This is a genomic window from Streptomyces sp. NBC_00726, from assembly GCF_045161735.1.
GTDB lineage: Bacteria > Actinomycetota > Actinomycetes > Streptomycetales > Streptomycetaceae > Streptomyces.
Genome location: NZ_CP108983.1, coordinates 926,082 through 947,906 on the forward strand (window position 1 = coordinate 926,082; position 21,825 = coordinate 947,906).

A 21,825-nucleotide genomic window follows, 5' to 3' on the forward strand; every position below is an offset into this window, starting at 1 on the left:
GACGAAGGACAAAGGAGTCGCGGGTGTCCAGCTCCGACATCTTCATCGGCGAGACCATCGGTACCGCCGTACTCATCCTGCTCGGCGGCGGTGTCTGTGCCGCCGTCACGCTCAAACACTCGAAGGCGCGGAACGCCGGCTGGGTCGCCATCACCTTCGGGTGGGGCTTCGCGGTACTGACCGGCGCGTATCTCGCCGGCGGCGTGTCGGGGGCGCATCTCAACCCGGCCGTCACCATCGGCCTGGCCATCGAGGGCGGCACGAAGTGGAGCGACGTACCGCTCTACCTCGCCTCCGAACTCTTCGGCGCGATGATCGGCGCGGTGCTGGTCTGGCTGACCTACTACGGGCAGTTCCGGGCACATCTGACCGATCCGGAGGTCCTGCGCGCCCATTCGGGTGAGGAGGGCATGGTCGACCCGGCCGCGGCCCCCGAGGCGGGCCCGGTCCTCGGTGTCTTCTCGACGGGCCCCGAGATCCGCAACGCCGTGCAGAACGTCCTCACCGAGGTCATCGCCACGGTCGTGCTGGTCCTCGCCATCCTCACCCAGGGCCTCAACGACGACGGCAACGGGCTCGGCACGCTGGGCGCGCTGATCACCTCCCTGGTCGTCGTCGGCATCGGCCTGTCGCTCGGCGGGCCGACGGGCTACGCGATCAACCCGGTCCGCGACCTCGGTCCGCGTATCGTGCACGCGCTGCTTCCGCTGCCGAACAAGGGCGGCTCCGACTGGGGCTACGCATGGGTCCCCGTCGTCGGCCCGCTGATCGGCGGCGCACTCGCGGGCGGGCTCTACAACCTCGCCTTCGCCTGATCCGCCTTCACACCACACCGCACAGACCTCCGGGAGCACACCGTGACCGACGCACACACCACCGGCAGCCACGGCGCCGGGCCGTTCATCGCGGCCATCGACCAGGGCACGACCTCCAGCCGCTGCATCGTCTTCGACAAGGACGGGCGGATCGTCTCCGTCGACCAGAAGGAGCACGAGCAGATCTTTCCCAAGCCCGGCTGGGTCGAACACGACGCGGCCGAGATCTGGGCGAACGTCCAGGAAGTCGTCGCCGGGGCGATCTCCAAGGCGGGCATCACCGCCGCCGACGTCAAGGCGATCGGCATCACCAACCAGCGCGAGACCACCCTGCTGTGGGACCGGCACACGGGTGAGCCCGTCCACAACGCGCTGGTCTGGCAGGACACCCGCACCGACGCGCTCTGCAAGGAGCTCGGCCGCAACGTGGGCCAGGACCGCTTCCGCCGCGAGACCGGGCTGCCGCTCGCCTCGTACTTCGCCGGCCCGAAGGTCCGCTGGCTGCTCGACAACGTCGAGGGGCTGCGCGAGCGCGCCGAGCGCGGCGACATCCTCTTCGGCACCATGGACTCCTGGGTCATCTGGAATCTGACCGGCGGCACCGACGGCGGCGTCCACGTCACCGACGTCACCAACGCCTCGCGCACGCTCCTGATGAACCTGCACTCCATGGCGTGGGACGACAAGATCCTCACCTCCATGGACATCCCGGCGGCCGTGCTGCCCGAGATCCGGTCCTCGGCCGAGGTGTACGGCAACGCCAGGGGCGGTGTGCTGGACGGCGTGCCGGTCGCCTCCGCGCTCGGTGACCAGCAGGCCGCGCTGTTCGGCCAGACGTGTTTCGCCGAGGGCGAGGCCAAGTCGACGTACGGCACCGGCACCTTCATGCTGATGAACACCGGCGAGACGCCCGTCAACTCCTACAACGGGCTGCTGACGACGGTCGGCTACCGGATCGGCGACCAGAAGGCGGTGTACGCCCTGGAGGGGTCGATCGCCGTCACCGGTTCGCTGGTGCAGTGGATGCGCGACCAGATGGGGCTGATCCAGTCCGCCGCCGAGATCGAGACCCTGGCCTCCTCGGTGGAGGACAACGGCGGCGCGTACTTCGTGCCCGCGTTCTCCGGTCTGTTCGCCCCGTACTGGCGCCCCGACGCCCGCGGGGTGATCGCCGGCCTCACCCGCTACGTCACCAAGGCGCACATCGCCCGCGCCGTGCTTGAGGCCACCGCCTGGCAGACGCGTGAGATCAGCGACGCCATGACCAAGGACTCCGGCGTCGAGCTGACCGCGCTCAAGGTCGACGGCGGAATGACCTCCAACAACCTGCTGATGCAGACGCTCGCCGACTTCCTGGACGCGCCCGTGGTGCGGCCGATGGTCGCCGAGACCACCTGCCTCGGCGCCGCCTACGCCGCCGGCCTGGCCGTCGGCTTCTGGCCGGACACCGACGCGCTGCGCGCCAACTGGCGCCGGGCCGCCGAGTGGACCCCCCGCATGGACGCGGAGACCCGCGCCCGCGAGTACAAGAGCTGGCTCAAGGCCGTGGAACGCACCATGGGCTGGCTGGACGACGAGGAGTAGAGAACATGACCACCCTGCAGAGCGTCCCCGCACTCGGGACGCATCCGGCCTCCGGCTCCCTCCCGAGCCGCGCCGAGACCCGGGAGCAGCTCTCCAAGGCGACGTACGACCTCCTGGTGATCGGCGGCGGCATCCTGGGCATCTCCACCGCCTGGCACGCCGCGCAGTCCGGGCTGCGGGTGGCCCTGGTGGACGCCGGTGACTTCGCCGGCGCCACCTCCTCCGCCTCCTCCAAGCTGCTGCACGGCGGGCTGCGCTACCTCCAGACCGGCGCGGTGAAGCTGGTGGCGGAGAACCACTTCGAGCGCCGTGCGGTCTCCCGCCAGGTCGCCCCGCACCTGGCCAATCCGCTCACCTTCTACCTGCCGGTCTACAAGGGCGGGCCGCACGGCGCGGCGAAGCTCGGCGCGGGCGTGTTCGCGTACTCGGCGCTGTCCGCCTTCGGCGACGGTGTCGGCCATGTGATCAGCCCGGCGCGGGCGGCGCGCGATGTGCCGGAGCTGCGTACGGAGAATCTCAAGGCCGTCGCGGTCTACGGCGACGACCAGATGAACGACGCGCGGATGGCGCTGATGACGGTCCGCGCGGCCGTCGACGCGGGCGCGGTGGTGCTGAACCACGCGGCGGTGACCGGGCTGCGGTTCACCCGGGGCCGGGTGACGGGCGCGGAGCTGCGGGACTCCATGGACGGTACGGAGTTCGGGGTGACCGCCCGGCTGGTGCTGAACGCGACCGGACCGTGGGTGGACCACCTGCGGAAGATGGAGGACCCGGACGCGGCGCCTTCCATACGCCTGTCCAAGGGCGCCCACCTGGTGCTGAAGCGGACCCGGCCGTGGAAGGCCGCGCTGGCCACGCCGATCGACAAGTACCGCATCACGTTCGCGCTGCCGTGGGAGGACATGCTGCTGCTCGGCACGACGGACGAGGAGTACGAGGGCGACCCGGCGGATGTCGCGGTGACCGAGCAGGACACCGCGCAGATCCTGGACGAGGCCGCGTTCTCGGTACGGGACCAGCAGCTCTCCCGGGACCTGATCACATACTCCTTCGCCGGTCTCCGGGTGCTGCCGGGCGGGCCGGGCGACACCTCGAAGGCGAAGCGCGAGACGGTCGTCACGGAGGGCCGGGGCGGGATGCTGTCGGTGGCCGGCGGCAAGTGGACGACCTTCCGCCACATCGGCCGTACGGTGATGAACAAGCTGGCCGCGCTGCCCGGGCACCCGTTGGCGGAGGACATGGAGCCGATGTCCCGGCTGCCCAGGAAGCTGCCGCTGCCCGGGATCGCCAGCCCGAACGCGGTGGCGCACCGGCTGCTGGTGGACGGCGGGACGCCCGGGCCCCGGATGGCCGCCGACACCGCGCGCCATCTGGCCACGCACTACGGTTCGCTCGCGTTCGACATCGCCCGGCTGGCCAACGAGAACCCGGCGCTGGCCGAGCGGATCCACCCGGACGCGCCGGAGGTCTGGGCGCAGGTCGCCTACGCCCGGGACCACGAGTGGGCGGAGACCGTGGACGACGTGCTGCGGCGGCGAACGACGCTGACGATCCGGGGCCTGGCGACGGACGAGGTCCGGGCCGGGGTGGAGAAGGTGCTCGGCGAGCGGCGCGGCTGAGCGGGGAAGGGCCGGTACGGCCGCGGACCGGGAGTCGGTCCGCGGCCGTGCCGGCCCTTTGTCGTGGCCGTACCGGCGTGGCCGCATAATGGGGCGATACATCGGATGTCTGGAGGTCGCCCATGGCTGTCACCGACGAGGCCATCGAGAAGATCAAGGGGATGATCGTCTCGGGTGCGCTACGGCCCGGCGATCGGCTCCCCAAGGAGAGCGAACTCGCCTCGGAGCTGGGGCTTTCCCGCAACTCGCTGCGGGAGGCGGTGCGCGCCCTGTCGCTGATCCGCATTCTCGACGTCCGCCAGGGCGACGGCACGTATGTGACGAGCCTGGACCCTCAGCTGCTGCTCGAAGCGCTGAGCTTCGTCGTGGACTTCCACCGGGACGACACCGTGCTGGAGTTCCTGGCGGTGCGCCGGATTCTGGAGCCCGCCGCGACGGCGATGGCGGCGGGCCGGATCGGCGCGGAGCAGCTGGACGCGCTGGGCGCGCAGCTCGACGCGCTGGGCGAGCGGCCTTCGGTGGAGGAGCTGGTGGCCTGCGATCTGGACTTCCACCGGGGCATCGTCCAGGCGTCCGGCAACTCGGTGCTGTGCTCGCTGCTGGACGGGCTGTCAGGGCCGACGACGCGGGCGCGGGTGTGGCGGGGGCTGACGCAGGAGGACGCGGTGAGCCGGACGTTGCATGAGCATCGGGCGATTCTGTCGGCGTTGCGGGACGGGGACGCGGAGGCGGCGCGGGCGTGGGCGACGGTGCATGTGGCGAGCGTGGAGCAGTGGTTGCGGTCCACGTTGTAGCGGCGGGCGCGTGAGGGCGGGTTCAGCTGCCGGCGGGGCGCGGGCGCAGGCCCTGCATTCCGCCGTCGACGGCCAGGGCGGTGCCGGTCACGGAGGCCGCGGCGGGACCGGCGAGGTAGACGATCGCGGCGGCCACCTCGTCGGCGGAGACCAGCCGGCCCAGCGGCTGGCGGGCATTGAGCGCGGCGCGTTCGGCGGCCGGGTCGTCCGCCCGGTCGAGCAGCCGGCCGATCCACGGGGTGTCGGCGGTACCCGGGTTGACGCAGTTGACGCGGACGCCCTCGCGGACGTGGTCGGCGGCCATGGCGAGGGTGAGCGCGAGGACGGCGCCCTTGCTCGCGCTGTACAGGGCGCGCTGGGGCAGCCCGGCGGTGGCGGCGATGGAGCAGGTGTGCGTGATGGATACGGCTCCGGGGCGCTCGGCGGCCGCGCGGCGCAGGTGTGGCAGGGCGTGCCGGGCGGCGCGGACCATGCCGAGGACGTTGATGTCGAGCACCCGGGCCCATTCGGCGTCGTCGTTGTCCGCGACGGTGCCGATGGCGCCGATGCCCGCGTTGGAGACGAGGGTGTGCAGGGAGCCCATGGCCGCGGCGGCCCGGTCCACCCCGGCGCGCACGGCGGCGTCGTCGGTGACGTCGGCCTCGACGGCGAGGGCGCCGGCGGGGGTGCCGGAGGTGTCCCGGTCGAGGACGGCGACCCGGGCGCCGCGTTCCAGGAGCAGGGTGGTGACGGCGGCGCCGATGCCGGATGCGCCGCCGGTCACCAGGGCGTTCATCCCCTCGAAGTCGCGTGTGCCGGTCATCGGCTCTCCTCCTTCTCGTGGCGCCGGGCCTGCCAGACGGGGCCCTGCGGGTAGCGGTGTGCGGCAAGGGACTCGGGGCGCATCCCGGCCGAGAAGCCGGGGGCGGCCGGGGCGGCGTAGCGGCCGTTGACGACGACGGCCGGGTCGGTGAAGTGCTCGTGGAGGTGGTCGACGTACTCGATGACCCGGTCCTCGCGGGTGCCGGAGACGGCGACGTAGTCGAACATCGAGAGGTGCTGGACGAGTTCGCAGAGCCCGACGCCGCCCGCGTGCGGGCAGACCGGGATGCCGTACTTGGCGGCGAGCAGCAGGATCGCCAGGTTCTCGTTGACGCCGGCGACGCGTGCGGCGTCGATCTGGACGAAGTCGACGGCCCCGGCCTGGAGGAGCTGCTTGAACACGACCCGGTTGGCGACGTGTTCGCCGGTGGCCACCTTGACCGGCTGTCCGGCGCGGACGGCGGCGTGGCCGAGTACGTCGTCGGGGCTGGTGGGCTCCTCGATCCAGTACGGGTCGTACGGGGCGAGCGCGGCCATCCGTGCGAGGGCGTCGGGGACGTCCCAGCGCTGGTTGGCGTCGACGGCGATCCGGACCCCGGGTCCCACGGCCGCGCGGGCGAGCGCCATGCGGCGGACGTCGTCCTCGACCCGGCCGCCGACCTTGAGCTTGATCTGGGTGAAGCCGTCGGCGACGGCCTGCTCGGCGAGCCGGACCAGCTTCTCGTCGGAGTGGCCGAGCCAGCCGGGCGAGGTGGTGTACGCGGGGTAGCCCTCGGCGCGCAGCCGGGCGGCGCGTTCGGCGCGTCCCGGTTCGGCGGCGCACAGGATGGCCAGCGCCTCGTCGGGGGTGAGGGCGTCGGTGAGGTAGCGGAAGTCCACGAGGGAGACCAGCTCCTCCGGGGTCATCCCGGCCAGGAACTCCCAGACGGGTCTGCCCGCCAGCTTGGCCGCCAGGTCCCAGGCGGCGTTGACCACCGCACCGGCCGCCATGTGCATCACGCCCTTCTCGGGGCCCAGCCAGCGGAGTTGCGAGTCGTGCGTGAGGTCCCGGTACAGGGCGCCGAGGCCGGCGGCCGTACGGGGCACGGGGCGCCCGGTCAGACAGGGGCGCAGGGCCTCGATCGCGGCGGCCATGACCTCGTTGCCGCGGCCGATGGTGAAGCAGAAGCCATGGCCCTCGGCGGGCGCGCCGGCCGGGCCGGTGGCGTCGGTGCGCAGGACGACATAGGCGGCCGAGTAGTCGGGGTCGGGGTTCATGGCGTCCGAGCCGTCCAGTTCTTCCGAGGTCGGAAAACGGATGTCGTGGACCTCGAAATCCGTGACGGTCTGACTCATGCGCGCCCCCAGGGGAAATAACATCGGACCTCTGCTGCGGTCATCCGATGTATAGCCGCCTCCGCGTGGGCAAGTCCAGAGAGGAGTCCGAGTTTTCCGCCGACAGCTCGGATGTATCGGGGGCGCGTTTCCGTACCAGAGGATCATCCAGCCGTGCACGGGGGCTGCGTTCCGGGAGGGCGCAGGCCGTAAGGTTGGTCCGTACGCAAGGGAACTTCGGAAGGAGGCTGGGGTGATCGAGCTCGAGGGCGTGCCCGAGCTGATCGACCCGGTCATGGTGGCCGCGTTCGAGGGGTGGAACGACGCCGGTGACGCCGCCTCCACAGCGGTCGCGCATCTGGACCGGGAGTGGAAGGGCGAGGTGTTCGCGGCGCTGGACGCCGAGGACTACTACGACTTCCAGGTCAACCGCCCGACGGTGTGGCTGGAGAACGGGGTACGCAAGATCACCTGGCCGACGACCCGGCTCTCCGTGGTCCGCGTCGGCGGGGACAAGCCCCGCGATCTCGTCCTGGTCCGGGGCATCGAACCGTCCATGCGCTGGCGCTCGTTCTGCAACGAACTCCTGGGCTTCGCACATGAACTGGGCGTCGAGATGGTGGTGGTGCTCGGTGCGCTGCTGGGCGACACCCCGCACACCCGCCCGGTCCCGGTCAGCGGGGTGACGTCCGATCCGGACCTGGCCCGCACCATGGACCTGGAGGAGACCAGATACGAGGGCCCGACCGGCATCGTCGGCATCCTCCAGGAGGCGTGCACGCATGCCGGGGTGCCCGCGGTGAGCCTGTGGGCGGCGGTGCCGCACTATGTGTCGCAGCCGCCCAACCCCAAGGCGACGCTGGCCCTGCTGAACCGGCTTGAGGATCTGCTCGGGCTGCGCATCCCGCTCGGCGAGCTGCCGGAGGACGCGCGCGCCTGGCAGGTCGGCGTCGACCAACTGGCCTCCGAGGACAGCGAGGTGGCCGAGTACGTGCAGACCCTGGAGGAGGCGCGGGACACCGCCGAGCTGCCCGAGGCGAGCGGCGAGGCGATCGCCCGCGAGTTCGAGCGCTATCTGCGGCGCCGCGAACCGGGCTCCGCGCCGCCGCCCGGCGGTCATGCCACGGAAAGCGGCGACGCGACGTACCTCCGGGACACGTCGAGCGGCCGGATGAAACCGCCGAAGCCGGGGTCCGGCCAGCCGGGCGGTCCGGCCCAATCGGAGGGTCCCGGCCGTCCGGCGACCGGCCGACCACCGGCCGGCGGCACCGGCGACCGGGCCACGGACGCGGACGGCGGCCCGGCCGGGGCGCCCGACGACGAGCCGGACACCGGCCCGGCGGACGGTGACGGGGCCGAAGGCCCCCACTCGCAGGACTGAGCGCGGCGCGGAGCCGGGCGGGTGCGAACCCGCCCGGCTCCTCTGTGATGTGACGGTCATTCAGGAGCAGACGAAGCGCGCCGCGCCCCAGTCGCCGTGGTCACCGGTCTTGGACCCGTTCGTGTCCGTGACCTTCAGGCGCACGTGCCGCGCCCCGTCCAGCGCCACATCGACCGGCACGGTCTCCGACGCGCCGGTCACCTTCGGCGAGGTCCACAGCACCTTGCCGTCCGCCTCCACGGAGAACGCGACCTCGCCGTACCCGTCGATCTCGTCGTCGATGCCGGCGTCCGCGGTGAACCGGGAGCACTGGCCGCCGAGGTAGACCTCGATGTCGGAGTCGGCGTGGGTGCCGATCCCCTTCTCGTACGTCTTCCCGGCCAGCGTGAGCGGGTGCCCGTCGGCCGCGCCCGACTCGCCGTTGCTGCGGTCGCGTTCGGCGGGGCCGTAGCCGTTGGTCTCGGTCAGCCACTCCATGTCGCTCGCCCAGGTCTCCCCGGTGGGCGGGGCCGGCATGACGGAGACCGCCAGCCGCTCGGCGGCGGTGCGGGACTCGCCCGCCGACCGGTAGCGGGCGAGCGCGGTCAGCCGCGCCTCCCCCGCCGCCGCGCCCTTCGCCGGGGTGACCCGGACCTCGACGCGGCGGGTGGTGCCCGCCGGTATCCGCTTCACGGGCGCGGCGGGGGTGGCCTGCCAGCCCTCGGGGACGTCGAGCGTGACGGACGCGTCCATGACGTCCGCCGTGCCCGCCGTCACGTCGACGGCGACGGTGCTCGGGGCGCCCGCGCCGGTCTCCTGGCCGCGCGGGGCGGTGACGGCGGCCGTGGCGGCGGCGTGCCGGCCGCCGACCGCGCTGGTGTGCTTGAGCTTCACGGAGAACTTCCGGTCCGTGGGCAGCGGTGCGGTCTTGACCTTGACCACGCCTCCCCGGTCGTCCCGGTCGTAGAACCAGCCCTGCTTCGCCTTGGCGTACGCGGCGGCCGAGGTGAGCCGGGGCAGCTTGCCCCTGAGCCGGACCGCGCTCGGCTCGGAGCCGGTGTGCACGGTGAACTCGTACGGGCGGCTGCTCTGCTTGCCCTGGAACGTGCCCTTGCTCGCGCCGATGTCCACGGTCACGTCCCCGGAGCCCCGGGCGGGTGCGCGGACGTCGGCGGTCTGGGTGGCGTACGCGCCGTCGCGGTGCTCGCGGGTCACTCCGTCGTCCTCGTACAGCGTGAACGAGGAGCGGCCCTGCGGGTAGATGTCCCAGGCCAGCGGGGAGTCGGCGGTGCGGTCGGTGTACGAGCGGATGCCCGGCCACATCGGCACGCTCGCCCCGGCCTTCACGAACAGCGGCAGGGTGTCGAGCGGGGCGCTGTAGTTGTCGAGGGTGACGGGGCCCTGGTAGGTGCGCCCGGTCCAGTAGTCGGTCCAGGTGCCCTTCGGCAGGTAGATGCCGTCGCGCTCGGTGCTGTCCTCGTAGACCGGGGCGACCAGGAAGTCCTCGCCCGACATGAACTCGTACTTCGCGGCGTCGGTCGCGGCCTTCGGGTCGTCCGGGTACTCCAGGACCAGCGGGCGGACCATGCCGACACCGGTCTTGGTCGCCTCGTGGGCGTAGGAGTACTGGTAGGGCAGCAGCGACTCCTTGAGCTTGAGGTAGTCGCGGTTGATGGAGGTGTACGGCTCGCCGTAGCGGAAGGGCTGCTTGTCGCTGGCCGCCCAGCCGTCCATGGTCATCGTGGTTCCCAGGAACATCTTCCACTGGAGGTCACGGGTGTACGTCTTGGCGCTGCCGCCGAAGATGCCGTCGACGTCGCCCGTGGTGTAGGCGAGGCCGGACATCGTGGCGCCCGCGTAGGTCGGGATCTGCCAGCGGATGTAGTCCCAGGTGCCGTACTGGTCGCCGGACCACTGGACGCCGCAGCGCTGCGCGCCGGCCCAGCTCTCGGGGGCGTACGTGAAGCCGCGCGCGTCGCTGTTGGCCTCGATGCCCGCGTAGGCGTCCTTGCAGCCGTCGAGGGCGAACTTGTAGCCCGCGCCGACCCAGGCGACGTCCAGCTTGGCCACGCGCTGCCCGGCCTTCACCTGGTCGCCGAGCTTGTCGATGCCGTCCTCGGTCCACAGACCGGCCTGCATGCCCCGGTCCTGGAGGCCCTTCGCGGTCTCGGCGAGATTCTCGTAACCGCAGCCGTAGCCGTCGTTGACGAGCATCCAGCCGTTGGGCATGTCGTTGTCGAGGTAGCCGTCGGCGACCTTCAGCGCGTCCAGGGTGTGGCGCTCGCCCCGGTTGGCGTTGTGCAGATAGCAGTCGGCGTCGCCGATCTCCATGCCGTAGACGGGCGGCAGGAACGGCTTGCCGGTGAGCTGCGTGTACTGGCCGATGACGTCCTTGGCGCTGTCACCGGCGAAGTAGTACGCGTCGAAGCGCCGCTCCTGCTCGCTGGTGGTCACCGGGTCGTTGAAGGCGTAGGTGCCCGGCGCGAAGGTGTTGCGGAAGACGCCGTAGCCGGCCGAGGAGAGGTAGAACGGCACCGAGTTGGGGTGGCCGCCGTCGTCCCAGTCGTAGTCGACGCCCACCTCGACGGTCTTGTCCCGGTGCGAGGTGTTGCCCCGGCCGTTCTGCATCCCGGCGCCGTAGAACTGCTCGTTCGCGCCGCGCGCCAGGGTCTGGGTGGTCTGCTCGGCGTCCCAGCTCAGCCCCTTCGCCTCGGACCAGACCCGGCTGCCGTCGGCCCGGTACAGGGCGAACCGCAAAGGCGACTTGTAGACACGGAGGGTGATGCTCCGGGTGGACAGCTCGTAGCGGTCGCCGCGCTCCTTCCAGCGGGTGCGCGGCGGGGTGCCCTGCGGGAGCACGATGGCGTCGCCGGCCGGGTCCTCGAAGGTGCCGTCGGGGGCGAGTTCGATACGGAAGGTCTCCTCGGAGACGAAGCTGACCCGGGCCTTCGCCGCCCCCGCCGCCAGGCGGTACACGGCCCCGTCGGCCGAGAAGCCGGTGAGGTCGCCGACCGTCGTACCGGCCGGCTCCGCCAGGCCGTCGGCGCGGGCCGCGCCCGGTGCGGTGAGTACGGCGAGCAGTCCCAGCAGCGCTGCAACTACCGCCGATCTGATGCGTGTTGATGATTGCATAGAGCGCTTTTAGCGCAGTACCGAGCAATTGACCATGGACAAAACGGAACCGGCCCCGAACTTCATGAAGAAGTCCGGGGCCGGTGAAGTCGGCTGCTACGACGGAGAGTTACGAAAAAAGCGGTTAGAGGGCCACCCCGAGCAGGGCGTCCACGGTGCGGGAGACGAGGCCGGGTGCCCCCTCGTCCGTACCGCCCTCGGCGGTCTGCCGCTCCGCCCAGCGGTCCACCGCGGCCAGCGCGGCCGGGGCGTCCAGGTCGTCGGCGAGGGCCGCGCGGACCTCCTCGACCAGGACGTCGGCGGACAGCCCGTCCGGGCGGGAGACGGCGGCGCGCCAGCGGCCGAGCCGGGCCACCGCGTCGGCGAGCACCTGGCCGGTCCACTCCCAGTCGGAGCGGTAGTGGTGGGCGAGCAGGGCCAGCCGGATCGCGGCCGGGTCCACACCGTCGCGGCGGAGCGCGGAGACGAAGACGAGGTTGCCCTTGGACTTGGACATCTTCTCGCCGTCCAGCGCGACCATCCCGGCGTGCACATACGCCTGGGCGAAGGGGTGCTCGCCGGTGAGCACCTGGGCGTGCGAGGCGCCCATCTCGTGGTGCGGGAAGGCGAGGTCGGAGCCGCCGCCCTGGACGTCGAAGCCCATGCCCAGGTGGTCCAGGGCGATGGCCACGCACTCGATGTGCCAGCCGGGGCGTCCGGCGCCGAGGGAGCCGCCGTCCCAGCTGGGCTCGCCCGCGCGGGCGGCCATCCAGAGCATGGGGTCGAGCGGGTTCTTCTTGCCGGGGCGCTCCGGATCGCCGCCGCGTTCGGCGGAGAGCAGCCGCATGGCCTCGGCGTCGAGGTTCGACACCTCGCCGAAGTGCGGGTCGGTGTCGACCGAGAAGTAGATGTCGCCGTCGAGCTCGTAGGCGGCGCCCGCGTCGCGGAGCCGTTCCACGAGCGGCACGATGCCGGGTATCGCCTCGACGGCACCGATGTAGTGGCGCGGCGGGAGCATGCGGAGCGCGGTCATGTCCTCGCGGAACAGGGCCGTCTCGCGCTCCGCGAGCTCGGTCCAGTCCTGTCCGTCGCGCACGGCCCGCTCCAGCAGCGGGTCGTCCACGTCCGTCACGTTCTGGACGTAGTGAACCTGCCGCTTGGTGTCGAGCCACACGCGCTGCACGAGGTCGAACGCGTTGTAGGTCGCCGCATGACCCATGTGGGTCGCGTCGTACGGCGTGATGCCGCAGACGTAGATGCGGGCGACGGGACCGGGGTCAAGGGTGATCCGTCCGCCGGTCGCGGTGTCGTGGATCCGAAGGTCGCGGCCCTTGCCGGGCAGGGCGGGGACCTCAGAAGCGGGCCAGGCATGCATGCCACGAGCGTAACCGGATGCGGCTTCCGGATACGAACCGGAGGGGTGATCCTGACCGAAGAGGCGCTCTTGCGCCGCCGCGCCCGGCATGCATCGGGGCGGACCGGCCGTCAGACGGGCGGCCAGGGGATAGCGGGCCATTCGCCGCTGGGTTTCCGGTGCAGCCCGGTCGTCCGCAGCCCGGCCACCCGGGCCCGCAGGGCCTCGATCTCGGCCGCCGTGATGAGTTCGGCCAGCCGGGTGACCAGGGCGGCACCGGGCTCCAGGGCGGCGGCCAGCCGGTCCAGGACCTCGACGGCCTCGGGGGTCAGCGGCTCGCCCGCCCAGCCCCAGAGCAGGGTGCGCAGCTTGTCGTCGGCGTTGAAGGTGACCCCGTGGTCGATGCCGTAGAGCCGGCCGCCGGGCGCGGGCAGCAGATGGCCGCCCTTGCGGTCGCCGTTGTTGATGACGGCGTCCAGGACGGCGAGCCGCCGCAGCCGGGGGTCGTCCGCGTGCACCAGCAGGGCGGTCTTCCCCTCCGCCACCTCGGCGAGGGCGACGGCCTTCCAGCCCTCGCCGGGCTCCTCCTCCTCGACCAGCGCGAGCAGCCCCGGCTCGTCCTCGCCCGGCGCCTCGGCCTCGATCCAGAGCTGGCACATGCCCTGCCCGTACGGCCCGTCCCGCAGCACGGTCGGCGGGATCAGCCCCCAGCCCATGGCCTCGGAGACCTCGTAGGCGGCCACCTCGCGCTGGGCGAGGGTGCCGTCGGGGAAGTCCCAGAGCGGCTGTTCGCCGGCCACGGGCTTGTACACACAAGTCGCCTCCTCGCCCTCGTGGGCGACGGAGCAGTACAGCACCGCGTTGGACGCGCCGCGGACCTGCCCGAGGACGGTCAGCGTGCCCTCGGCCAGCAGGGCGACCCGCCCCGCGTCGGTCAGGCGCCCCGGCGGTACCCGTTCTGGCGCGGGCATACGTGTCCTTCCGGGTCGAGCGGCAGGCTGCACAGCGGGCAGGCCGGCCGGCCGGCGTTCACCACGTCCAGGGCGCGCTTGGCAAAGGCGCGGGCCTGGGCGCCGGAGAGCCGGACGCGGAGCATCGGCGGGCCGTTCTCCTCGTCCTGGAGCAGCCGCTCCTCGGCCTCGGCCAGGTCCTCGACGGAGTCGGCGTCCAGCTCGACCAGGGCCTGCGCCTCCACGATCATGCGCTGCTCCTCGCCGTCCCAGGCGAGCGCCATGGTGCCGACGCGGAACTCCTCCTCGACGGGGACGTCGAGCGGCGCGGTGTCCGTGACGTCCATCGGGGCGACGGCGGGCACCGGGGAGTTCCCGCCGGTGCGGCGTACGACCTCGTCCAGCAGTTCGTCCACGCGCTCGGCGAGCGCGGCGACCTGGGTCTTCTCCAGGGCCACGCTGGTGACACGGCCGCCGGAGGACGCCTGCAAGAAGAACGTACGGCGTCCAGGCAGCCCGACCGTGCCGGCCACGAAGCGGTCCGGGGGGTCGTAGAGGAACACCTGACGGGACACGTCCTGTCTCCCTTGAGAGTCGACGGGCGGATGGGGATGGGCCGGAAAGCGTTCTACGGCGCGTCCACCCTACTGCGCGCGGCGATCACGGCGCCCCAGCGCCGCCCCCTACCGCCGCGTCCCCGGCGGCAGCGGCGTCCGGGCCCGGGTCGCGGGGCGCGAGTCCGGCGAGGTCGCCCGTGTCGCCGAGGCGCAGCAGATAGGGGCGGAGCCGGGTGTAGCGGATCGCGGTGACCGAGCACGGGTCGGCGTGGACGCGCTGGAAGAGGTCCAGATGCATGCCGAGCGCGTCGGCGACGAGGGACTTGATGATGTCGCCGTGCGAGCACATGACGTACACGGCGTGCTCGCCGTGCTCCGCCTCGATCCGGGTGTTCCACTCGCGTACGGCGTCGACGGCGCGGGCCTGCATCGCGCGCATCGACTCGCCGCCGGGGAAGGCGGCGGCGGAGGGGTGCCGCTGGACCACGGTCATCAGCGGTTCGTCACTGAGCTCGGCGAGTTTGCGGCCCGACCAGTCGCCGTAGTCGCACTCGCTGATCCGGTCCTCGATGTGCAGTGGCAGGTCCGGGCGGGCGGCCAGCAGGGGTTCCAGCGTCTCCCGGCAGCGTTGCAGGGGGCTGCTGACGGCGGCGGCGAGCGGCAGCGCGGCCAGCCGTCCGGGGAGCGCGGCGGCCTGCGCGGCGCCGCGCTCGTCCAGGGCGACGCCGGGGGTCCGGCCCGCGAGCACCCCGGCCGTGTTGGCGGTCGAGCGTCCGTGGCGTACGAGGATCAGGGTGGGCATGCGGTCCAGCGTACGGGCGCGGCACGGTTTCCCGGCGGGGCCAAAGGTGCATACCGGGCCGGAAGCAGGGAAGAATGCGCGCCGTGATTGTCGACTGCGCCATTTACCGCGACGGCCGCCGGACCGACGGCCCCGCCGACTTCTCGGAAGCGCTCGCCCGGGCGCGGGAGTCCGGCGACGCGTTCCTCTGGATCGGCCTGCACGAGCCGACGGAGAAGGAGTTCGACCTCGTCAGCCAGGAGTTCGGGCTGCATCCGCTGGCCGTGGAGGACGCCCTCTCCGCCCATCAGCGGCCGAAGCTTGAGGTGTACGACGACTCGCTGTTCGCGGTGATCAAGCCGGTCCTGTACGACCACGACAGCGACGCGGTGACCACGCACGAGCTGATGGTGTTCATGGGCGACTCGTTCGTCGTGACCGTGCGGCACGGCGAGGGCGCGCCGCTGGCCGCCGTACGCCGGCGTCTCGAAGCGGACCCGGAGGTGCTGAAGCACGGGCCGACGGCGGTGCTGTACGCGGTGAGCGACGCGATCGTGGACCACTACATAGACGTGGCGGGCGAGCTCCAGGTCGACCTGGAGGAGCTGGAGACGCAGGTCTTCGCGCCGAGCGGTACGGACGACTCCAAGAACACCGCGGCGCGCATCTACACCTTCAAGCGCCAGGTGCTGGAATTCCGCCGGGCGACGGTCCCGCTGGCGGGGCCGATGGCCCGGCTGGCGGGCGCCGGGGTGCCGTTCGTCCAGGAGCACGCGCAGCCGTTCTTCCGGGACGTGCAGGACCATCTGACCCGGGCCAACGAGCAGGTGGAGGGTCTTGACCGGCTGCTGTCCGACATCCTGTCCGCGCATCTCGCGCAGATGGGGGTGCGGCAGAACGACGACATGCGCAAAATCTCCGCCTGGGCGGCGATGGCGGCGGTGCCGACGATGGTCGCGGGTATCTACGGGATGAACTTCGAGCACATGCCGGAGCTGCGGTGGGTCGGCTCGTACCCGCTGGTGCTGCTGCTGATGGCGGGGGCGGTCGTGGGCCTGTACCGCCAGTTCAAACGGCGTGGCTGGCTCTGACGCCCCGGCCGCCCGTCAGGCGTACTCGGGCGCGGGCGTCGCGGGTCCGCCGAGGGCGTCGCGCCGGACGGGCGGGGCCAGGCTGACCATGCGCCGCCAGCCGCCGAGGCGTTCGTACGCGTACATGGCGTGGATGCCCGCGGCGAGCACGCCGGCCTTCGCGCGGGACCAGCCGAGCACCCGGCCCATGTGGTCCATGACGGCGAGGCTGACGTCGCGGTAGACCCGGATCTCGGCGAGCGCGCACTCGCGCAGGATGTGCTGGATCGTGCGGCCGTGCCCGGCCCGCGCGAAGCGCAGCAGCTCCTCGTGGCAGTACGCGAGGTGGTTGTCCTCGTCGTTCGAGATCATCCGGACCGCGCGGCCCAGCTCGGGGTGGTCCGCGAAGTGCTTGTTCAGCAGCCGCATCTGCTCGGACGCGCGCTGCTCGGTGACCCGGCTGTGGGCCAGATACGTGATGATGTCGCGCTCGGTCAGGGGCTCGTCGCGGCCCAGCTGCTCGTGCGCGAGTCCGATGCCGTGGCGCTCCAGGAGCATCGTGTAGTCGGTGTCCGGCGGGACCGGGCCGGGGGCCAGGCCGCGCTTCTTGAGCAGCGCGTTGAAGATCCGGCCGTGCTTGTCCTCGTCGGCGCCGTGCCGGGCGATCTTGGGGGCCAGCGGGCGCTGGCTCGCGGGGACGAGGGCCGCGATCCGGCCGTTCTCCCAGCCGCCCTGCGACTCGCCGCTGGCCGCGATGGAGCAGAACAGCCGGAACGAGTCGTCGTTGTCGAGGATCTCCTGGAACAGGTTCTTTGCCGAGAGCATCACTGCCACCTCCGTGCCGGCGTCGCCGAGCGCCAGTCAAATGCGCCGGGCCGGGGCGGGCAACAGGAGCGGGCGGCGGCTGGGCCGACCGGGTGGCGCCGCCGGGAGGCTCCGGCGGGGCGGGCGAACCGTTTTTGCGTGCACCCGTAACCCCGCCGGGCCGCCCGCGTTGTTCCCCGTGACGGCCGTGGCGGGGAGGACCCCCCGAGCCCCCACCACGGCCGCAGAACCCCTTCGCGTCACCCGAGCCCGGCCCGCTCCAGCGCGTCCGTGCCGGCCCGGAGCGCGGCGATCCGCTCGTCGAGCGTGAAGCCGGCCGGCGCCAGGGTCAGGGTCGTGACCCCCACCTCCGCGTACGCCTGCATGCGCTCGGCGATCCGGTCCACGGACCCGAGCAGCGTGGTCTGGTCGATCAGCTGGTGCGGTACGGCGGCCGCCGCGCCGCTCTTGTCTCCGGAGAGGTACTTCTCCTGGATCTCGGCGGCCTCCTTCTCGTACCCCATGCGCTGCGCGAGCCGGTTGTAGAAGTTCTGCCTGGCGCTGCCCATGCCGCCGACGTACAGCGCGGTGTAGGGGCGGAACATGTCCGCGAGGCCGGGGATGTCGTCGCCGACGGCGAGCGGGACGGTCGGGCAGACGTCGAAGCCCTCCATCGTCTTCCCGGCCTTCTCCCGGCCGGCCCGCAGATGGCTGACCGCGGTCTCCTCCAGGTGCTCGGCCGAGGGGAAGATCAGCAGGGCGCCGTCGGCGATCTCGCCGGTCTGCTCCAGGTTCTTCGGGCCGATCGCGGCGATGTAGAGCGGGATGTGCTCGCGCTGCGGGTGCACGGTCAGCTTGAGCGGCTTGCCCGGGCCGTCCGGCAGCGGGAGCGTCCAGTGCTCACCCTCGTACGAAAGGCGCTCGCGGGTCATCGCCTTGCGGACGATGTCCACGTACTCGCGGGTGCGGGCCAGCGGCTTGTCGAACTTGACGCCGTACCAGCCCTCGGAGACCTGCGGGCCCGACACGCCGAGGCCGAGCCGGAACCGGCCGCCGGACAGGGAGTCGAGCGTGGCCGCCGTCATGGCGGCCATCGCGGGCTGGCGCGCCGGGATCTGGAGGATGGCGGAGCCGACGTCGATGGACTCCGTCTGCGCGGCCACCCAGGCCAGCACGGTCGGCGCGTCGGAGCCGTACGCCTCGGCCGCCCAGCAGACGTCGTAGCCGAGCCGGTCGGCCTCCTGTGCGACGGCGAGGTTGTCGCCGTCCATCCCCGCGCCCCAGTAGCCGAGATTGATGCCGAGCCGCATAGCCGAACCCCTTACCGATCAGTAACGTCCCTGAGTTCCGGACTCTAGCGCGCGGGAAGTCGATCCGGCAGGGGGCCGCCCCACGCCGGTTGTAATCTCAGCGCCCATGGAGCAGAGGCATCTGGGCCGCACCGGCCTTCGTGTGTCCAGGATCGGGCTCGGCACCCTCACCTGGGGCCGGGACACCGACGAGCACGACGCTGCCGAGCAGCTGAAGGTGTTCTGGGAGGCGGGCGGCACACTGGTCGACACGGCCGATGTGTACGGGGGCGGTGAGGCCGAGTATCTGCTCGGGCGGCTCGTGGACGGCCTGGTGCCCAGGCGCGACCTGGTCATCGCGACCAAGGCGGGCAGTGTCGCCGACCCGTACCGCAGGGTCGACGCCTCGCGCGGACACCTGCTGGCGGCCCTCGACGCCTCGCTGAGCCGGCTCGGCACGGATTACGTGGACCTGTGGCAGCTCCACGCGTTCGACCCGGAGACCCCGCTGGAGGAGACCCTCCAGGCGCTGGACCTCGCGGTGTCCTCCGGGCGCGCCCGCTATGCCGGGGTGTCCGGCTTCTGCGGCTGGCAGCTGGCGAAGGCGGCGGCCTGGCAGCTCGCCGCGTCCGGGGCGCGGACCCGGCTGGCCGCGACGCAGATGGAGTACTCGCTGCTCCAGCGCGGTGTGGAACGCGAGGTGCTGCCCGCCGCGCTCGACCTCGGCGTCGGGCTGCTGCCCTCGTCGCCGCTGGGCCGGGGCGTGCTGACCGGCAAGTACCGCACCGGGACCCCGGTCGGCTCGCGCGGCGCGTCCGAGCTGCTGGCCCCCTTCGTGGAGCCGTATCTGGACGAGCCGGCGGGCCGCATCGTGGACGCGGTGTCGACCGCCGCCGACGGGCTGGCCACCACGCCCGTCCAGGTCGCCCTGGCCTGGGTCCGGGACCGGCCCGGGGTCACGGCCCCGATCGTCGGCGCGCGCAACGCGCAGCAGCTGACGGAGGCGTTGTCAGTGGAGACGCTTAGTCTTCCTGACGAGATCTGCCAGGCGCTGGACGATGTGTCGGCGCCCGTGCACCGCTATCCCGACCAGGACTGGAGCACGCTGTGACCGCGCTACCCCGGGGCGAATCCCCCGGCCCCTCGGCCACCGGCGACGACACCGTCGCCAACCCGGACGAGCCGTCGGCGGCCGCGGCCGCCGGGGCGGCGGGCGAGCCGGAAGCACCGGGCGACGCCGGTGCGGCGGGCGGCCGCGACGCGGCCCGGGACGGCTCCGGCGCGGAGGCGGGCGGCGCGGAGGCACCGGATGCTTTCGCCGGTCCGGCGGCCGGTGGCGACGACGCGCACGACGGCCCCGGCGCGGGCGGCCTGAGCGGCGAGGCAGGCGAGGGCGCCCCGGCCGGTGCGGACGGTCCGGGCCCCGTCGGTGCCGCTGACGCGGCGGGCGAGGCGGGGCCCGGCCCGGCGGCCGATGGAGGCGCGGAGGGCGATGCCCTGGCCGCCGGGGGCGCTGACGCGGCGGGCGAAGCGCTGGATGGCGGCGACGCGGAGGGCGGTGGCGAAGGTGCCGGTGGGTTGTCCGAGGCCGAGGCCGAGATCGCCGCTCAGCGGGAGTTGCGGGAGCGGATCGAGCGGCGGAAGGCCGAGAAGGACGGGCCCATCGATGCCGGGGGGAAGTTGAGCGGGACCGCGGCCGATCTGCTGGCGGCCGTCCGGGCTGTGGAGAGCGGGCAGCGGCCCGCCACCGCGTTCTACGACTCGCCCGCGCCTGCTCCCGCCCGGCGGACGGCTCCGGCTCCGGCTCCGGTACGGGAACGGGTCCCCGAGCCCGCCCCCGCGCCCCGGGCCGCCTCACCGGAGAGCGTCGCCGCCGTGGCGGCCGTGCTGTCCGCCGGCGGGGCCCCCGCCGCGCTGGGCCGGTCCGCCGCCGCGCTGCTCGGGGACCGGGCTGCCGAGCTGCTGCGCGAGGACCCCTGGCAGCTGCTGGCGCTGCCCGGCGTCGGGCCCGAGCAGGCGGACGGCTTCGCCCGGGCGCTGCTCGGCGCGGGCTGCGGGCCCGACGACGAGCGCCGCACCGCCGCGCTGACCGGCTGGGTCCTGGAGCAGGCCGCGCTCCGGGGCCACACCGCGCTGGACGCGGACCGGGTGCGCGAGGCCCTGTCCGGCCGGGGCGTGAGCGACCCCGCGGCGGCCGTGCGGCACGCCGTCGCGGAGGGCGTCGTGCTGGTCTTCCAGGACGGCCCGGAGGAGGCGGAGGACACCGAGGACACCGAGGACGCCGAGGCCCCCGCGCCGGGCCCCGTGCTCCTCGGCCTCGACCGGTACGCGCTGGCGGAGGAGAGCCTGGCCGAGGGGCTGGCCCGGCTGGTCGACGGCGGCGACAAGGACGCGGACTGGTCGGAGGCGGCCGCCGCCGCGCCCTCCCCGTCGGCCGCCGAGCTGATCCGCGCGGCCGCCGCCCACGGCCTCGTCGCGCACACGGGCGGCGAGGCGGCCCGGGCCGAGCCGGCCGCCCTGATCGCCGCCGCCCGGGGGCTCGGCCTGCGCGCCCTGGGCGCCGCGCACGGCGTGGACGGCCGCCGGCGGCTCGCCCGGGACACCGGCGCCCCGGAGTCGGCCGTCACGCTCGCCGGGCTGCTGTCGGGCGCCGAGGGGCCGGGACGGGACGAGGAGGGGGCGCTCGCGCTCGACCTGCTCGTCGTGCTGGACGCGCCCCAGCTGGACGTGGAGACCGGCGCGATGCTGGTGGAGTCCCTGGGCGACGGCGTCCGCCTGGTCCTCAGCGGCGACCCGGGCGTGCTGGGCTCGGCGGGCGCCGGACAGGTGTTCGCCGATGTGCTGGCCGCCCGCGCCTGCCCCCGCGTCTCCTCCCGCACCCCGGACCCGGGCCCGGTCGGCGAGCTGGTCTCGGGCATCGGCGTCGGAGAACTGAATCAGGTGGCGGCGCCGGGCAAGGAGGTCGTCATCGTCCCGGTCCGGGACGCGGGCGAGGCGGTGCACCGCACCGTGCAGCTCGTCGCCGACTCGGTGCCGCGCGCCCTCGGGGTGCCGTCCGAGGACACCCAGGTCATCACGGTGGGCCACGGCGGCGCCGCGGGCACCCGGGTGCTGAACGAGGCCCTGAAGCAGCGGCTCAACCCGGGCCCCGGCCGCTTCGGCGGGTTCGACCCGGGCGACCGGGTCGCCCATGTCCCGGCGCCGGGGCGGACGGTGCCCGGCGTGGTCGTCTCGGCCGACGCGGAGGGGCTGCACCTGGACTGTACGGGGACCCCCGTCGTCGTACCGCAGGAGCGGGTGGCCGATTCCGTACGCCACGCGTGGGCGCTCAGTGCCCATCAGGCGGCCGGGATGCGGTGGCCGGCGGCCGTCGTGGTGCTGCCGGGCGACGCGGCGCGCGGGCTGAGCCGGCCGTGGGTCTACACCGCGTTCGGCCGGGGCGAGCGCCATCTGTCCGTGGTGCACGGCGTCGACCAGGCCCTGCCGCGCGCGGTGGCCGAGGTGCCCGCCCAGGAGCGCAGCACACGCCTGCGGACCCTGCTGGAGGCATCCCAGGCACCCCAGGAGGCCCAGGAGTCCGCAGCGCAGTGAGACGGCCGAGAGCCCCGCGTACGCCTGGCGC

Annotated in this window: 17 protein-coding genes; 8 read left to right on the plus strand and 9 right to left on the minus strand. The window is 73.1% G+C overall.

Translation table 11 applies throughout. The annotated features are described in order from the left end of the window. Positions 1-23: 23 nt before the first annotated feature. From OG338_RS04045 to OG338_RS04060, 4 genes are all read left to right on the plus strand, one after another. The gene (locus OG338_RS04045; protein WP_405935995.1) at positions 24-815 is read left to right on the plus strand and encodes an MIP/aquaporin family protein; all 792 of its coding nucleotides are present in this window, start codon (positions 24-26) and stop codon (positions 813-815) included. 42 nt (positions 816-857) lie between these two features. Continuing rightward, entirely contained in the window at positions 858-2,399 is a 1,542-nt protein-coding gene (glpK, locus tag OG338_RS04050; RefSeq protein WP_405935996.1) for a glycerol kinase GlpK, read from the plus strand. A gap of 5 nt (positions 2,400-2,404) precedes the next feature. Next, positions 2,405-4,018, plus strand: a complete 1,614-nt coding sequence (locus tag OG338_RS04055; RefSeq protein WP_405935997.1) for an FAD-dependent oxidoreductase — start codon at positions 2,405-2,407, stop codon at positions 4,016-4,018. Positions 4,019-4,140: 122 nt separating this feature from the next. Further along, complete coding sequence (locus tag OG338_RS04060; RefSeq protein WP_405935998.1) at positions 4,141-4,812, plus strand: FadR/GntR family transcriptional regulator; 672 nt, start codon at positions 4,141-4,143, stop codon at positions 4,810-4,812. Between the two features lie 22 nt (positions 4,813-4,834). Here OG338_RS04060 and OG338_RS04065 read toward each other — a convergent pair whose 3' ends face one another. Both OG338_RS04065 and OG338_RS04070 read right to left on the minus strand, forming a co-directional pair. After that, positions 4,835-5,614 (minus strand): SDR family NAD(P)-dependent oxidoreductase, encoded by a 780-nt coding sequence (locus OG338_RS04065; RefSeq protein ID WP_405935999.1) that lies wholly within the window; start codon positions 5,612-5,614, stop codon positions 4,835-4,837. Beyond that, a complete protein-coding gene (locus tag OG338_RS04070) occupies positions 5,611-6,948 on the minus strand; it encodes an enolase C-terminal domain-like protein (protein WP_405936000.1) in 1,338 nt (445 codons plus the stop codon). The genes OG338_RS04065 and OG338_RS04070 overlap by 4 nt, the downstream gene beginning before the upstream one ends. A 232-nt stretch (positions 6,949-7,180) precedes the next feature. Here OG338_RS04070 and OG338_RS04075 point away from each other — a divergent pair, with 232 nt between their 5' ends. Further along, complete coding sequence (locus OG338_RS04075; RefSeq protein ID WP_405936001.1) at positions 7,181-8,308, plus strand: PAC2 family protein; 1,128 nt, start codon at positions 7,181-7,183, stop codon at positions 8,306-8,308. Between the two features lie 60 nt (positions 8,309-8,368). On the opposite strand, the gene OG338_RS04080 is transcribed toward OG338_RS04075, so the two are convergent. The 5 genes from OG338_RS04080 to OG338_RS04100 all read right to left on the minus strand — a co-directional run bounded on the left by OG338_RS04080 (position 8,369) and on the right by OG338_RS04100 (position 15,061). After that, on the minus strand, positions 8,369-11,419 hold the full coding sequence (locus OG338_RS04080; protein ID WP_405936002.1) for an NPCBM/NEW2 domain-containing protein: 3,051 nt from the start codon (positions 11,417-11,419) through the stop codon (positions 8,369-8,371). A 124-nt stretch (positions 11,420-11,543) separates the two neighbouring features. Next, positions 11,544-12,773 carry a cysteine--1-D-myo-inosityl 2-amino-2-deoxy-alpha-D-glucopyranoside ligase gene (gene mshC, locus OG338_RS04085; RefSeq protein ID WP_405936003.1) on the minus strand — a complete coding sequence of 410 codons (1,230 nt, stop codon included), beginning with the start codon at positions 12,771-12,773 and terminating at the stop codon, positions 11,544-11,546. A gap of 110 nt (positions 12,774-12,883) precedes the next feature. Continuing rightward, positions 12,884-13,723: an SCO1664 family protein gene (locus OG338_RS04090; RefSeq protein WP_405936004.1), complete on the minus strand. Its 840-nt coding sequence runs from the start codon at positions 13,721-13,723 to the stop codon at positions 12,884-12,886. Further along, a complete protein-coding gene (locus OG338_RS04095) occupies positions 13,687-14,277 on the minus strand; it encodes a DUF3090 domain-containing protein (RefSeq protein WP_405936005.1) in 591 nt (196 codons plus the stop codon). The genes OG338_RS04090 and OG338_RS04095 overlap by 37 nt, the downstream gene beginning before the upstream one ends. 85 nt (positions 14,278-14,362) lie before the next feature. Further along, complete coding sequence (locus OG338_RS04100; protein WP_405936006.1) at positions 14,363-15,061, minus strand: histidine phosphatase family protein; 699 nt, start codon at positions 15,059-15,061, stop codon at positions 14,363-14,365. A gap of 74 nt (positions 15,062-15,135) precedes the next feature. Here OG338_RS04100 and OG338_RS04105 point away from each other — a divergent pair, with 74 nt between their 5' ends. Beyond that, the gene (locus OG338_RS04105; RefSeq protein WP_405936007.1) at positions 15,136-16,131 is read left to right on the plus strand and encodes a magnesium and cobalt transport protein CorA; all 996 of its coding nucleotides are present in this window, start codon (positions 15,136-15,138) and stop codon (positions 16,129-16,131) included. 15 nt (positions 16,132-16,146) lie between these two features. Here the strand turns inward: OG338_RS04105 and OG338_RS04110 are convergent, their stop codons facing one another. After that, positions 16,147-16,935, minus strand: coding sequence for a ferritin-like domain-containing protein (locus OG338_RS04110; RefSeq protein ID WP_405936008.1), 789 nt, complete (start codon positions 16,933-16,935; stop codon positions 16,147-16,149). A gap of 239 nt (positions 16,936-17,174) precedes the next feature. Continuing rightward, a complete protein-coding gene (locus OG338_RS04115) occupies positions 17,175-18,224 on the minus strand; it encodes an LLM class F420-dependent oxidoreductase (RefSeq protein ID WP_405936009.1) in 1,050 nt (349 codons plus the stop codon). A 106-nt stretch (positions 18,225-18,330) separates the two neighbouring features. On the opposite strand from OG338_RS04115, the gene OG338_RS04120 reads away from it, so the two are divergent. Further along, positions 18,331-19,314, plus strand: a complete 984-nt coding sequence (locus OG338_RS04120; RefSeq protein ID WP_405936010.1) for an aldo/keto reductase — start codon at positions 18,331-18,333, stop codon at positions 19,312-19,314. After that, entirely contained in the window at positions 19,311-21,794 is a 2,484-nt protein-coding gene (locus tag OG338_RS04125) for a helix-hairpin-helix domain-containing protein (protein WP_405936011.1), read from the plus strand. The genes OG338_RS04120 and OG338_RS04125 overlap by 4 nt, the downstream gene beginning before the upstream one ends. The last annotated feature ends 31 nt before the right edge of the window (positions 21,795-21,825 follow it).